At 41.7% G+C, this 14,769-nt stretch carries 14 protein-coding genes; 11 read left to right on the top strand and 3 right to left on the bottom strand.

Annotation, left to right across the window (positions count from 1 at the left end; genetic code table 11):
• Nucleotides 1-22: 22 nt before the first annotated feature.
• Complete coding sequence (locus tag ACXJY6_RS19330) at nt 23-1,396, bottom strand: glutamine synthetase family protein (RefSeq protein WP_458769340.1); 1,374 nt, start codon at nt 1,394-1,396, stop codon at nt 23-25.
• A gap of 278 nt (nt 1,397-1,674) precedes the next feature.
• Here ACXJY6_RS19330 and ACXJY6_RS19325 point away from each other — a divergent pair, with 278 nt between their 5' ends.
• The 9 genes from ACXJY6_RS19325 (at nt 1,675) to ACXJY6_RS19285 (ending at nt 10,534) form a co-directional block, all read left to right on the top strand.
• Nucleotides 1,675-3,006 carry a glutamine synthetase family protein gene (locus ACXJY6_RS19325; protein WP_458769339.1) on the top strand — a complete coding sequence of 444 codons (1,332 nt, stop codon included), beginning with the start codon at nt 1,675-1,677 and terminating at the stop codon, nt 3,004-3,006.
• Between the two features lie 23 nt (nt 3,007-3,029).
• Complete coding sequence (locus ACXJY6_RS19320; RefSeq protein WP_458769338.1) at nt 3,030-4,373, top strand: aspartate aminotransferase family protein; 1,344 nt, start codon at nt 3,030-3,032, stop codon at nt 4,371-4,373.
• An 81-nt stretch (nt 4,374-4,454) separates the two neighbouring features.
• Complete coding sequence (locus tag ACXJY6_RS19315) at nt 4,455-5,516, top strand: polyamine ABC transporter substrate-binding protein (RefSeq protein ID WP_458769350.1); 1,062 nt, start codon at nt 4,455-4,457, stop codon at nt 5,514-5,516.
• A 78-nt stretch (nt 5,517-5,594) separates the two neighbouring features.
• Complete coding sequence (gene potA / locus ACXJY6_RS19310; protein WP_458769337.1) at nt 5,595-6,767, top strand: polyamine ABC transporter ATP-binding protein; 1,173 nt, start codon at nt 5,595-5,597, stop codon at nt 6,765-6,767.
• Nucleotides 6,764-7,666, top strand: coding sequence for an ABC transporter permease subunit (locus tag ACXJY6_RS19305; protein ID WP_458769336.1), 903 nt, complete (start codon nt 6,764-6,766; stop codon nt 7,664-7,666). The genes potA and ACXJY6_RS19305 overlap by 4 nt, the downstream gene beginning before the upstream one ends.
• Entirely contained in the window at nt 7,666-8,508 is an 843-nt protein-coding gene (locus ACXJY6_RS19300) for an ABC transporter permease subunit (RefSeq protein WP_458769335.1), read from the top strand. Before ACXJY6_RS19305 ends, ACXJY6_RS19300 begins: the two co-directional genes overlap by 1 nt.
• A gap of 15 nt (nt 8,509-8,523) precedes the next feature.
• A complete protein-coding gene (locus ACXJY6_RS19295) occupies nt 8,524-9,066 on the top strand; it encodes a cupin domain-containing protein (RefSeq protein WP_458769334.1) in 543 nt (180 codons plus the stop codon).
• Between the two features lie 40 nt (nt 9,067-9,106).
• Nucleotides 9,107-9,814 (top strand): glutamine amidotransferase-related protein, encoded by a 708-nt coding sequence (locus ACXJY6_RS19290; protein ID WP_458769333.1) that lies wholly within the window; start codon nt 9,107-9,109, stop codon nt 9,812-9,814.
• 177 nt (nt 9,815-9,991) lie between these two features.
• Nucleotides 9,992-10,534: a cupin domain-containing protein gene (locus tag ACXJY6_RS19285; RefSeq protein WP_458769332.1), complete on the top strand. Its 543-nt coding sequence runs from the start codon at nt 9,992-9,994 to the stop codon at nt 10,532-10,534.
• 59 nt (nt 10,535-10,593) lie between these two features.
• Here ACXJY6_RS19285 and ACXJY6_RS19280 read toward each other — a convergent pair whose 3' ends face one another.
• Together ACXJY6_RS19280 and ACXJY6_RS19275 are read right to left on the bottom strand one after the other, a co-directional pair.
• Complete coding sequence (locus ACXJY6_RS19280; protein WP_458769331.1) at nt 10,594-12,081, bottom strand: aldehyde dehydrogenase; 1,488 nt, start codon at nt 12,079-12,081, stop codon at nt 10,594-10,596.
• 265 nt (nt 12,082-12,346) lie between these two features.
• Nucleotides 12,347-13,237 (bottom strand): LysR family transcriptional regulator, encoded by an 891-nt coding sequence (locus tag ACXJY6_RS19275; protein WP_458769330.1) that lies wholly within the window; start codon nt 13,235-13,237, stop codon nt 12,347-12,349.
• Between the two features lie 104 nt (nt 13,238-13,341).
• On the opposite strand from ACXJY6_RS19275, the gene aguB reads away from it, so the two are divergent.
• Nucleotides 13,342-14,226, top strand: a complete 885-nt coding sequence (gene aguB / locus ACXJY6_RS19270) for an N-carbamoylputrescine amidase (RefSeq protein WP_458769329.1) — start codon at nt 13,342-13,344, stop codon at nt 14,224-14,226.
• 19 nt (nt 14,227-14,245) lie between these two features.
• Nucleotides 14,246-14,769 (top strand): agmatine deiminase family protein (locus ACXJY6_RS19265; RefSeq protein ID WP_458769328.1); only part of this gene is annotated, 524 nt, incomplete at its 3' end.

Here is a 14,769-nt window from a genome sequence, read left to right as displayed (position 1 = left end):
AAGAGAAAATTTATCGATGTACTTACTGATACCATTGATATTCAAGTGGGCTCACTTTTGCTGCAAACGCTAGCTGCTCACTTTTCCTATTCTCAAGGTATACGTGGCAGAACTCGGAGGTTAAACTTCGCCTAAGTAATTCACTCGTTTCAAACCGTTCCAATGCTTGAGGCCAAGATAGTGGGAAAGGGTTTTCTTCTGCGAGATCATAAGCATTCCCTGCAATCGGCTCGGGCGGCGTCATTGATTTTTCGATCCCTTCTCTCATTGTTGCGAGAATAACACTGACCACTAAATACGGATTACAGTCAGCTCCCGCAATACGATGCTCCAGTCTTAGGTTTTCCTCACTATCAGAAGGAACTCTAAGCGCAACAGTTCTATTATCCCATCCCCAGTTAGGTTGCATAGACACAAACATATTCGGTTGAAAACGACGATAAGAATTGGCATTTGGCGCAATAACAGCCATTGTTTCAGGCATATACGCCAAAATTCCCGCTATAGCATGACTAAATAAATCAGCGTCATCGGAAAACACATTGCGACCGGCACGGTTGAGTAGACTAGTATGTATATGACATCCATTACCGGAATGTTCGGAGTATGGCTTCGCCATAAAGTTGGCTACAAAATTGTGCTTTTTAGCAATGGAGCGAACCACTCGTTTCATAAGTAATGCGTCATCACAGGCCTTTACTGGGTCGGTATCGTGTTTTAAATTCACTTCAAATTGGCCGGGAGCGTATTCTGCGGAAATATTAGTGGCTGGGATACCCTGTATTTCACATGCTAGAATGATGTCATCAATAAACGTTTTAAATTCATCCAATTCATCCAGTGAGTAAACTTGCGGATCGCTCATTCGGGTTTGACTATTCGGCATTAGCGGTGGCTGTGGATTACCATTAATGTCAGACTCCAAATCTTGAAGATAAAATTCATACTCAACAGCCACACACGGAAAGTAATCTAGTGTTTCTAGTGATTTCAATTGGCTAATCAGCACAGATCTAGGGTCAGCAAAAAATCCATCGCTTTGGTCTTCATTCTGCATGGTTATGACCGCCTGGCCTACCCCTTCCTTCCATGGGATCACTTTTATAGTACCAGGTACAACTTTACAGACTAAATCACCATCTCCTTGTGAAAATCCTAACCCTGTTTCTTCAACTGTTTCACCTTTAATATCGAGCGCAAATATTGATGCTGGTAAACAAACGCCATTTTTAAACACTTTTGATAGCATCGAAATCGGGATTCTTTTACCTCGCTCTTTACCATTGATATCAAATAAAATTAGATCAATGCTAATGATTTCAGGGTTTTGCTCAATAAAAAGATCCGCCTCGTCCAAATCAAAACTGGCGACAGACACAATGTTATCTTGCTTCATTTCAGATTTCCTTATCTACTAAATTTGTATCGCACGACATGCTCTGTTGTTAATTAGAGTACTCTCACACCTCAAAATGTAAAGTATAATAATACACTTAATGTAATAATCTGGCTAAAACGGATCAAAAACTGTGTACTTTATTTTAAAATGTGCAATTATAATTAACAACAACATTAAGATGATGTTATGCGATTTACTTCGCGGACAGTTTTATGCAGGCGCTAACGAGGAAATAACGTCACGTAAATTAACTCGATAAGAGGCAAAATGGTTTTATGGACAACATCAAGAAATGGATTTTAGACAACAATATCACCGAAGTAGAGTGCATTATTCCTGACACTACGGGTAACGCACGAGGAAAAATAATTCCTGCCGATAAATTCTTAAAAGAAAAAGGAATGAAGTTACCAGAAAGTATCTTCTTGCAGACTATCACTGGGGATTGGCCAGATGACGAGAGTATGATTGATCCAACCGATAGTGATATGAATGTAAATCCAGATCCAAAATCGATACGTTTCGTCCCTTGGGCCAAAGAGCCTACGGCCCAAATAATTCATGATTGTTTCGACAATAATGGTGAGTTAGTTGATATTGCTCCGAGAAGTGTTCTCAAACGCATACTCAGTCTATATGAAGAGAAAGGGTTAACACCTGTTGTTGCACCAGAACTAGAGTTTTATCTTGTAAAGAAAAATCTCGATGAAGATTTCCCACTTGAGCCACCGATTGGACGTAATGGCCGTCCTGAAATTAGAGGTCGTTCTTATAGTATTGATGCACTTAATGAGTTTGATCCCTTGTTTGAGGATATGTTCGACTATTGTGATACACAGAATTTAAATGTCGACACCTTGATTCATGAGTCCGGCGCCGCTCAAATGGAAATCAATTTCGAGCATGGTGATGCTTTAGAATGCGCGGACCAAGCCTTCCTGTTTAAACGTACTGTTCGCGAAACGGCATTGAAGCACGATTTGTATGCCACTTTTATGGCGAAACCCATGGAACATGAGCCGGGCTCGTCAATGCACATCCACCAAAGCATATTAGATAAGGACGGCAACAATATTTTCAGTAAAGAAGATGGTTGTGGCAGCGAAGCGTTTTACCATTATATCGGTGGCTTACAACAATTCATGCCTGCTTGTATCGCTTTTATGGCACCGAACGTCAATTCTTACCGTCGACTGAATTTTGGTGAAAGTACACCAAGCAATATGGAATGGGGCGAAGATAATCGTACTGTAGGTATTCGCATTCCTGGATCTAGTCCAAATTCGCGCCGTGTAGAAAATCGTTTCCCGGGCTCCGATGTCAATCCTTACTTAGCAATGGCTGTTTCGCTTGCTTGTGGTTATTTGGGCATGACCAACAAATTACAGCCAACCGCAAAAACAGATAAAGACCACAGCGAAGATCCCAACACTTTGCCACATACATTGGAAGATGCATTACTGCTGCTTGAGCAAAATGATGAGCTTAAAGATATCCTCGGGCAACGATTTGTGTCTGCTTACATCTCAACTAAGCGTCAAGAGTACAAGACTTTCTTCCAAGTCATAAGTTCGTGGGAACGTGAGTTCTTACTGTTAAATGTATAAAAAGTAAATTATAGGACAACATCATGAATCAATTTGTTCAAGACGATGCAAACCACTGCCTACATCCATTTAGCAACTTTTCGGAATTAAACACGAAAGGAGCTTTATTGATCGACCGTGCAGAAGGCATCTATATTTATGACCAATCTGGGAAACAATATCTCGATGCGATGTCTGGGCTGTGGTGCATTAACATGGGGTATAGCTGTCAACCATTAATCGATGCCGCGACAAAACAGCTAGAAACGCTTCCTTATTACAATTTGTTCTTCAAGACGACTCACCAACCTGCTGCTGAATTGGCCAAGCTGCTTTCAGAAGTCACGCCTAAAGGAATGAATACTGTCTTTTTTACAGGCTCAGGCTCCGAATGTAACGATACCGTTATACGTATGGTTCGTTATTACTGGAATGGCAAAGGGAAAACGAGCAAGAAAACCATAATCAGCCGCAAGAATGCATACCATGGAAGTACCATTGCTGGCGCGAGTCTAGGTGGTATGAGCCTGATGCATAAGCAAACCGGATGCGTAGTGCCAGATATCGTACACATTGATCAGCCTTATGCCTTTGAAGAGTGTGAAGGCAAAGATGTTGAAGCATTTGGTCTAGAGCGTGCTCAGCAACTCGAAAAAATGATTCTTGAACTTGGTGAAGATAATGTCGCGGCATTTATCGCTGAGCCTATTCAAGGGGCCGGCGGCGTAATCATTCCACCCGAAAGTTACTGGCCAGAAATTCAAAGAATTTGTGATAAATATGAAATTTTGTTAATCGCAGACGAAGTCATCTGTGGTTTTGGTCGCACAGGTGAATGGTTCGCCAGTGATACATTCAAGATTCGCCCAGACTTTATCTGCATGGCGAAAGGCATTACCTCGGGATACCTCCCATTAGGCGGGGTGATGATACGGGATGAAGTCGCAGAGGTTATTAAAAATCTTGATTCAGAGTTTGCGCATGGATTTACTTATTCAGGCCACCCCGTTGCTTGCTCGGTTGCCATTGCCAATATTAAAGAAATGCAATCTCAAAAAATTATTGATCGCTTAAAAGAAGAAACGATTCCTTACTTCAGTGAAAAATGGAAATCGTTAGCGTCGCATCCACTCGTGGGTGAAGCGCGATCCAAAGGGATGGTTGCAGCCATCGAGTTAGTAAAAAATAAATCAGACAACGAACGTTTCGACAGCGAACTCGAAGTGGGAATGCTGTGTCGTGACAATTGTATAGAAAGTGGTCTGATAATGAGGGCCGTTGGAGATACGATGATCATTTCTCCCCCTCTGATTACCAGCACAGAAGAAATTGATTTACTCATTTCAAAAGTAAAGCAAGCCCTAGACTTGACACAAACATCACTGTAACCAAGTCACATACCATTAATTTCAAGGATTGGAGTTTATATGTTAAATAATACCTTTAAAAAAAGTCTATTCGCTTGTGCGATGACGCTAGCAGCCTCTTCTAGTTTTGCTGAGGAAGAAAAAGTACTTAATGTATACAATTGGTCAGACTATATTGCTGAAGACACAATCAAGGGGTTTGAAGCGGAAACAGGGATAAAAGTGACTTATGATGTGTTTGATTCCAATGAGGTATTGGAAGCAAAACTGTTATCAGGACACACAGGGTTCGATCTAGTGGTGCCTTCCAATGACTTTTTAGGTCGTCAGGTAAAAGCTGGGGTATTTATGCCTCTAGATAAAACCAAACTCACCAACTACGCCAACCTTGATCCAAAGCTGATGAGTGTATTATCAGAATCTGCAGATCCTGAGAATGCCCATGCAGTGCCTTATTTATGGGGAACGACTGGAATTGGCTACAACAAAGAAAAAGTTGAAGCGGTATTAGGCAAAGATGCTCCTGTAGATAGCTGGGATCTTGTCTTTAAACCTGAGAACATGGAAAAACTTCAAAGCTGTGGTGTGGCTTTTCTCAATGCACCAACTGAAATATTCCCTGCAGCACTAAACTATCTAGGTAAACCACCAAACTCGAAAGACTCGGGAGATTATAAAGAAGCACTGGCATTGCTTAAAGAAATCAGACCGTATGTTACATACTTCAATTCTTCTCAATATATCAATGACCTAGCATCGGGTGACATCTGTGTAGCGATTGGATGGTCTGGTGATGTTTTACAAGCAGCGACACGTGCAGAAGAAGCAGAGAACGGAATCGAAGTGCAATATTCAATTCCAAAAGAAGGTGCGCTAGCGTGGTTCGACTTAATGGCCATACCAGAAGGTGCAAAACACCCAGAAAATGCAATGAAGTTTATCGACTACTTACTTCGCCCACAAGTCATCGCTGAAATCAGTAATTACGTATGGTACGCAAACGCAAATATTCCATCTCATGAGTTTGTTGATGAAGAAGTGCTTTCTAACGAAGGAATTTACCCTTCAGAAGAGGTGCTGGCTAAGCTGTACAGTAATGAAATCATGCCCAAGAAAATCGATCGTCTAATCACCCGTTCATGGACTGAATTTGTCAAAAACTAAATAAACTCTTCGCCCTGGCTACTCTAGCCAGGGCTTTAGATTTACAGGACCATAGTTTTAAAATATAGGGATATTTTTATGACTGCTACCACACAAGAAACAACATTAATTCCTCCTGCTGTGACATTAGAAAATCAAACTCAACCTTCACCTGGCAAGAAGCAGAAAAGAGTATTATTGGAAATACGTGGATTGACGAAAACATTTGGTGGTCATACTGCTGTAAATAACCTTGATTTAAAAATCAGACACGGAGAAATATTTGCTTTAGTTGGCGGTTCAGGATGTGGGAAATCAACACTGCTAAGAATGCTCGCTGGATTTGAATCGCCCGACTCCGGAGAAATTCTTCTTGCAGGCCAAAGTTTATCGAACATTCCTCCCTACCAACGCCCCGTCAATATGATGTTCCAATCCTATGCTCTGTTCCCTCATATGACGGTTTTTAACAACATTGCGTACGGTTTAAAACAAGAGGCACTGTCTAAAGCCGAAATAAAAAAGACCGTAATAGAGTTTCTTGAATTAGTTCGCATGACGGAATATGCCAATCGCAAACCACACCAACTCTCTGGAGGACAAAGGCAACGTGTTGCTCTAGCTAGAAGCCTGGTCAAAAAACCAACCCTTCTATTACTCGATGAGCCAATGGGCGCACTCGATAAAAACTTACGCGAGCAGATGCAACTGGAAATCGTCGATATTCTTGAGCGTGTAGGAGTAACCTGCGTAATGGTGACTCACGATCAAGAAGAAGCGATGACGATGGCCAGCAGAATTGCGATTATGAATGACGGAAAATTTGTCCAAGTTGGGTCACCGCGTTCTCTTTATGAATCACCAAACTCTAAGTACAGTGCTGAGTTTATTGGTTCAGTCAATATATTCGAAGGCTTTTTACGCAGTAATACCAACGGCCGTGCCGTTATCGATTCCCCCGATATGAAAAACCCAATCATTTTTGACCACGAAGTGACTGCGACAGAAGGCTCCAATTTAATGGTGGCAGTCCGCCCAGAAAAAGTATTCCTCGAAACCGAGATTATTGACCGAGAAAACAGCTGCTCAGGAATCGTTGAAGATATTGCGTATGTGGGTAGCCAATCTATTTACCACGTAAGGCTAGAAAGTAACAAACTCGTTGTGGTGTCGGTACAAAATATCAGTCGCAAGATGGAAGGCATGCCTACGTGGAATGATACGGTCAGCGTATATTGGGAAATGGACAGTGGCGTGGTATTAACTATATGAAGATGACAACTCAAGCTTTGAAATCGATTAAACGCTACTCGGTACTTTTTGTACCCTATAGCTGGCTACTACTGTTTTTCCTTCTGCCTTTTTTGTTTGTATTCAAGATCAGTTTTGCAGAAGCTGAAATTGCTATCCCACCGTATAGTGAATTGTTGAATATAGTCGATGAGACTATTCAGCTTTCTTTAAATTATGGCAACTACCTATTCCTTATCGAAGACAGCTTATATTTTGAGTCTTACTTACTGTCCATTCGAATCGCCTTTGTTTCTACCGTATTATGTTTCTTAATCGGTTTCCCTGTAGCATGGGCAATCGTACACTCTACTCCAGCTACTCGAAATGTGTTGCTAATGCTGATCATATTACCTTCTTGGACCAGCTTTCTAATAAGAGTCTATGCGTTAATGGGGTTGTTAAAAAACAATGGGTTACTAAACAACTTCTTAATCGGCATAGGGATCGTTGATGAGCCTTTACAGATTTTACGCACCGATTTAGCCGTTTATATCGGTATTGTTTATACCTATCTACCCTTTATGGTTTTACCGCTCTACACTGCCCTAATGAAAGTGGATTACTCTCTTATTGAGGCTGCATTCGATCTAGGAGCAAGACCTTTTAAAGTCCTCTATCAAGTTCTAATACCATTAATTAAACCAGGCATTATTGCGGGATCAATGTTGGTATTCATTCCTTCGGTTGGTGAGTTTGTAATACCCGAATTACTCGGTGGCTCCGATTCCATATTAATTGGACGAGTACTATGGCAAGAGTTCTTTAACAACCGAGATTGGCCCGTCGCTTCAGCTGTTGCAATCGCCATGTTACTTATACTTATGATTCCTATTATTTGGTTCCATAATTATCAGAAACGTGAATTGGAGGCCGCATAATGAATGTGATACCTGTTTACAATACAAAGTGGAAATGGCTCGCAATAGGGTTAACCCTAAGTTTTCTATATATCCCGATTTTAGTCCTTATGGTCTACTCATTTAATGAAAGTAAATTAGTGACGGTTTGGGGAGGGTTCTCGTTAAAATGGTATACCGAGCTATTTAATGATACCCAGCTAATGACAGGGGTAAAACTCAGCCTTATCTTAGGCGCATTATCCGCAACAAGCGCAGTTGCGCTCGGAACAATATCGGCCTTTATATTACATCGGTTTGGTAAATTTCGCGGAAGCACCAGTTTTGCATTTATGATCACTGCCCCTTTGGTTATGCCCGAAGTGATTACAGGCTTATCATTATTACTATTGTTCATTTCACTTGGGCAGATTTTCGAATTGTTTGCCGAACGAGGAATGATGACTATATGGATAGCTCACGTCACCTTTTGTACTGCTTATGTGACCGTCGTGATTGGCTCACGTTTACAAGAAATGAACCGTTCAATCGAAGAAGCGGCGTTAGACCTTGGTGCCCCACCCTGGAAGGTTTTCTTCACGATTACGATTCCAATGATCTTCCCAGCTTTAATCGCGGCTTGGTTGCTTGGCTTTACTCTCTCTTTAGACGATCTCGTTATTGCTAGCTTTGTGTCTGGACCAAGCTCCAGTACGCTGCCAATTGTTGTTTTCTCTAAAGTAAGGCTTGGGTTAAGTCCAACAATCAATGCACTATCTACAATTATGATATTGATTGTTTCATGCGCCTCTTTTATCGCATGGTGGTTAATGGCCAGAGCTGACAAAAAGCGTACCGCCGAAATGAACAATTCCTCTTCATAACATAAGGAATAGCGAATGGATGTCGGAAAACAACTTAAAAGCATTCGTTTAGAAAAAGGGTTTTCACAAAGAGAACTGGCAAAACGCAGTGGTGTTACCAATGTCATGATATCTCAAGTCGAGAAAAATCAGTTGAACCCCTCCGTAGGTTCACTGAAGAAAATCTTAGATGCTATGTCCATGTCGATGGGCCAATTTTTTACGCTCGATGTCGACAGCGAAGATAAGATATTTTTTAACAGTGACGAGCTTGTCGATATGGGTGACGGCGTGATTAGCATGCTCCTTGTTGGCAGTAAAACCGAAGGCCGAAAAATGGCACTGATGCGTGAGGTTTATCCACCAGGAGCTGATACAGGGAGTGATTTATTGCAACATGATGGAGAAGAGAGCGGCATTATTCTTCGTGGCCAAATCGAAATCACGGCAGGCGATCAAACAAAGATCCTTAAACCTGGGGACTCCTACTATTTTGAAACTGGCAAAGCGCATCGCTTTCGCAATATAGGAAAAATAGAGTGTGAGTTAATCAGCGCATCCACTCCTCCAACATTTTGATTTCTCATTTGATATAGAGTTTCAATAACAAGGTTTACATATGAAAATAGGAATAATTGTTACTGGGCTAGTAAGCCCAGCGTTAAAAGCGGGCAATGGTGAGTACGCCGATATGATTATGGCCACGCTATCACCTCATGGCGACTTTGATTACGCCATATATAGCGCTTTAGAGCGCATGCTTCCTGATGATATAGACCAATGTGAAGGCTACATAATTACAGGGAGCGTACACGACTCTTACGCCGATGAACTGTGGATTAATGAACTTGCCAGTTGGATTCGACGTTGCGATCAACAAGGTAAACCACTCGTCGGAATATGTTTTGGCCATCAAATCATCAATATAGCTCTAGGCGGTGTGGTTGAGAAGTCCACCAAAGGATGGGGTATCGGTATGAGTGTGAATAAAGTTCTTCAAACCAAAACTTGGATGAAACCAAAGAAAACCTCTATCAATGTCTTAGTTAGTCATCAAGACCAAATCATAGAATCTCCAAACGACATGGTTCATATCGCTTCGAGTGACTTTTGCCCCCACTATATGCTCGCGAAAGATGACCATATCTTAACCATTCAAGGTCATCCAGAATTCTCAGTAGACTTTGTACGTCGAATCGTGGAACTCAAACATGGAACGATCGATGAAGCTCGTTATTTAGAAGCACTAAAATCCCTAAAACTATCTCCTGACTCATCGACAATCATGCAGTGGATTGCTCAGTTTTTCCTCGATAAAAGTGTGTAAAGCCTATCAAACTGATTAATATAAAATAACAATATAAATAACCGAAACGATAACAACACCGCGTGACTCGTTGCGAATTTATTGTATTATGTGCTCACTTTAACTGACGCACAGGCGAACTACTCTTTTTCAGTCATGATTTTGGGTGCGAGAAAACGAGTGCAAATGGAATGTATTATGGATGTAGGTAAGCAGCTAAAAACAATCCGAACGATGAAAGGATTTTCGCAAAGAGAATTAGCGAAACAAAGTGGCGTTACCAATGCAATGATCTCTCAAATCGAGAAGAATATGGTCAACCCTTCGATTGGCTCTTTGAAAAAAATTCTCGAACCTCTATCAGTGTCGATGGGTGAATTTTTCACCGATGAAATTGAAGCAGAAGACAAAATATTTTTCACCGCAGACGAACTCGTCGATATAGGTGACAAAGTCATTAGTATGTTATTAGTGGGAGGGACAAAAAGCTCACGCAAACTTGCCCTCATGCGTGAAGTATTTCCACCTGGTTCAGACACCGGAATCGATGAAATACAACATGAAGGTGAAGAAGCTGGCATCATTTTACGAGGTGAAATAGAGGTCATTGTCGGTAATCAATCAAAAATACTCAAAGCCGGTGACTCGTACTACTTTAAAACTCAGCAACCTCATCGGTTTAGGAATATTGGCAAAATAGAGTGTGAGTTGATCAGCGCTGCAACACCCGTAACCTTTTAATACTAAATAAAATCAAAGAGTTGGCCAGTCAATTAGCCAACTCTTTTCTCGGAATCTCACTAATCTAATTCAATCCAAGTCGATTTTATTTCTGTATACTTTTCAATCGCATGAAGAGACTTATCACGGCCATTTCCGCTTTGCTTATACCCACCAAAAGGCATCGTCATATCACCGCCATCCCAGTTATTCACAAAAACCGTACCTGCTCTCAATGCTCTCGACCCACGTACTGCTTTTGATATATCGCTCGTCCAAAGACCAGCGGCTAACCCGTATTCAGAGTCGTTTGCCATTGATATTGCCTGTTCAAATGTATCAAACGCCAATACCGATAACACTGGACCAAAGATCTCCTCTTTTGCAATGGTCATATCTTGAGTCACATCAGCGAAGATAGTCGGCTCAATATAAAACCCTCCAGTTCTTTCCAGCGTCCTAGAGCCACCACATAAAAGTCTCGCCCCTTCCTTTTTACCTATCTGAATATAGCTAAGAATACGTTCCATTTGCTGTGCGTCGATGATTGCACCCATTGATGTATCTAGATCAAGAGGGTTACTTGGCTGCCACGACTTCACACCCTCGTTGAGCTTTTCTAAAACCTGATTGTAGATACTTCTCTCCACTAACAATCGCGAGCCAGCGGTACAAACTTCACCTTGGTTATAACAGATAGCCGATAATGCCGTGCTCACCGCCTTATCTATATCCTTAACATCAGCAAAAATAATATGAGGACTTTTACCACCACATTCCATGAACGTTCGTTTTAGATTGGATTCGCCTGCAAACGTAAGAAGCTTTTTACCGACGGGGGTTGAGCCCGTAAAGGTAATGCAGTCAACATCTAAATGAAGAGCTAAGGCCTGCCCTGCCTCTTGCCCAAAGCCTGGAAGAACTTGAAATACCCCTTTTGGTATTCCTGCTTCCATCGCTAATTGAGCGAGAAAAATAGCAGATAGCGGACTTTTCTCAGAAGGCTTAACTATCACTGAATTCCCTGCTGCAAGAGCCGGACCCAGTTTCCACGACGCCATAACAGCTGGGAAATTCCAAGGAACGATCGCCGCGACAACCCCGATAGCCTCACGCGTAACCAAGGCCAACGCATCCCGAGTCGTGGGAGCGACTTCATCGTAGATTTTATCGATAGCTTCTGCATTCCACGCAAGACAGCGAGCAGTAGCGGGGGCATCATAACCTAATGTGTCACCGATAGGTTTACCGGCATCTAACGATTCAATGAGCGCCAATTTGTCTTTATTCTTCTCTACTAACTCGGCAAATTTTAGTAGCGTTTCCTTTCTCACCGAAGGAGCAATTTCAGACCAAACTCCACTTTCAAACGCTTCTCTAGCAGCGGAAACAGCTAACTCCACATCGGCTTCATCACATCTGGAAATGTGGCCCAGTAGTTGACCGTTAGCGGGGTTAATACAAGGAAAGGTCTCACTGCTAACCGCATCGGTGAGTTCACCATCAATTAAAGCCTGTGTTGCAAATGTAAGCTGCTCAGCGCGCTCTGACCATACCTGATTGTTCATAAATTATCCTTACTTCCTTGTATGCATAAATAATCGAAGCCGATGATTTAAGTACTTTAAAAAACACTTTTCTATGTAAATAAAATAACCCCTCAAATCCAAACGGCGTTAATTATAAACTAACTTAAACCGTAAAATGAGCAAATCATCGCCTTTATGTTAATTATAATTTAACACAGGGAAGTTAATTAGCAATCACTACCATGTGATATACGATAGAAAAATCCACTAGATACACACAACTCTCGACTTATCTTGGTTATCGCTATTGAATACCGCGTATTTGCTTTAACAGCCATTCAACGCTCCCATGATAATCGTAGAGTTTGTGACTCAAAATACTTAACGAAAGATCCGGTATACCATCAGGTAATTCGACAATTTTTAGTGGGAGCATGTCGACTAATTGAGTTGCAACTTTGAATGGAACACAAAAAAGCAACCCAGAGCGAGCACTAATTAGACCTCCTACAGCATAACTTTGCGCAATCATTTGAATGCTTCGATAAGAATTTCTCTCGTGTAACCAATTATCGATCACGTCCGAAGCGTTACTGGAAATAGGCAGGTGAACCTGATTTTCAGCCGCAAATTGATTTAAAGTCAACTTATCAGAAATCTCTCTCCATTCTGCAATCACAGCGACATACCTGTCGGTAATCCATGGATGATGATTAAAGTTATTTGGCGTTTTTTGAATGTTATCAACACCGACATAAAGATCTAGATGCCCTCCTTCAACACGCTGCATCTTAATATGCTCTGAATTAATGTCGACAGATATACGAATGTTAGGGGCATGTTGAGTACAAGTCGCCGTCAACTCTGGCATGGCAATAAATTCAAAGTAGTCACAGGCTCCAATATAAAACGTATGTGAATCCGTTGCAGGATTAAAGTTTTTCTCGACAGTAATTGAACGCTCTACGGTATCCATACCTTGGCGTAAAACAGGTAACATTTTTCGTACGAAAGGCGTTGGCATCATTCCTTGGCTAGTTCGTATAAATAATGGGTCATTGAAGCGTTGTCGCAATTTAGACAGGCTATGACTCGCGGCAGATTGACTAACAAAGAGCTTACTCGCCGCCCGTGTTATGTTGCGTTCATCATCAAGTGCAATAAGTACTTTTAATTGGTTTAAATCGATATTCATCACTTACCTTTATGAATCTAATTCATAGTTTAATGAGAATAACCCATTTTTAAACGTTAGGTAATAACGATAGATTTGATGTACGCATAAAGAAGGAAAACACTATGTCTAGAACAGTCACTGTCGCCGCGACACAAATGAGCTGTAGTTGGAATAAAGAACAAAACATACAGCAAGCAGAGACTTTAATCCGAGAAGCCGCCAATGCAGGTGCACAAATAATCTTGCTGCAAGAGTTGTTTGAAACACCTTATTTTTGCATTGAAATAGAAGAGTCATATCTTAACTTAGCGACTTACTTAGAAGAAAACGATGCATATAAGCGACTGTCACAATTGGCAAAGGAGCTCGAAGTTGTTCTGCCCTTTAGTTGGTTTGAGAAAGCTGGCAATGTGCGATTTAACTCCGTTGCGATGATCGATGCTGACGGTTCCCTACTCGGAATCTATAGAAAAACTCATATTCCAGACAGCGATGGATATCTTGAAAAGTACTATTTCAGCCCAGGTGACACTGGGTTTAAGGTATGGAACACTCGCTACGCAAAAGTCGGAGTCGGTATCTGTTGGGATCAATGGTTCCCAGAAACGGCGCGTAGTATGGCGCTGCAAGGTGCTGAGCTATTGTTGTTCCCAACCGCGATTGGTAGTGAACCTAGCCAACCAAATATGGACTCTCAATCACATTGGCAGTGTGTGATGCAAGGGCATGCGGCAGCCAATCAAATCCCAGTTATCGCTTCTAACCGCACCGGTATCGAGCGGGACAAATCGAAAGACCAAGAAATCACGTTTTTTGGTTCTTCATTTATTGCAAACTACACCGGTGAGATATTAGAAAAAGCTGACCGCGAATCATCGTGCTTTCTCATTCACCAATTTGACTTAGATGAAATTGAATTTCAACGAAGTGCTTGGGGCTTGTTCAGAGATAGACGTCCAGAACATTACAAACACTTGTTAACGCTAGATGGCCAATTGAAGAACTGAGTAAGCCGAGGAGCATGACGTGAGAAACTTGATAGAATCATTCCCAGCAAGTGATAATTTTCGCATGCCAGGAGAGAACGAAGCACACAGTGAAATATGGATGGCATGGCCAACTCGAAGCGACAATTGGCGCTTAAATGGGAAACCTGCTCAGAAAGCCTTTGTAGAGACCGCAATTACGATAGCAAAAGCGACTCCAGTTATTATGCTTGTTCCACATGATCAACTGACCAACGCCCGTGACCAGCTACCTTCTCAAATCACAATTATTGAAATGGAATACAATGATAGCTGGATGAGAGACATTGGTGCGACCTACGTGGTCAATGAAAATGGCGAGCGCCGAGGCATTAGTTGGGAATTTAATGCATGGGGAGGGCTCATTGACGGACTGTATTCTCCATGGGATTTCGATAATGCTGTGGCCGGAAAGATGGTAGAGATAACGAAAGATGATCTCTACCAAGCACCTCTTGTTTTAGAAGGTGGCTCTATTCATTGTGATGGAAATGGTACCGTTTATACGACAGAAGAATGCCTATT

This window comes from Vibrio phycocola (assembly GCF_054404255.1).
This window is presented reverse-complemented; position numbering and strand designations above follow the sequence as displayed.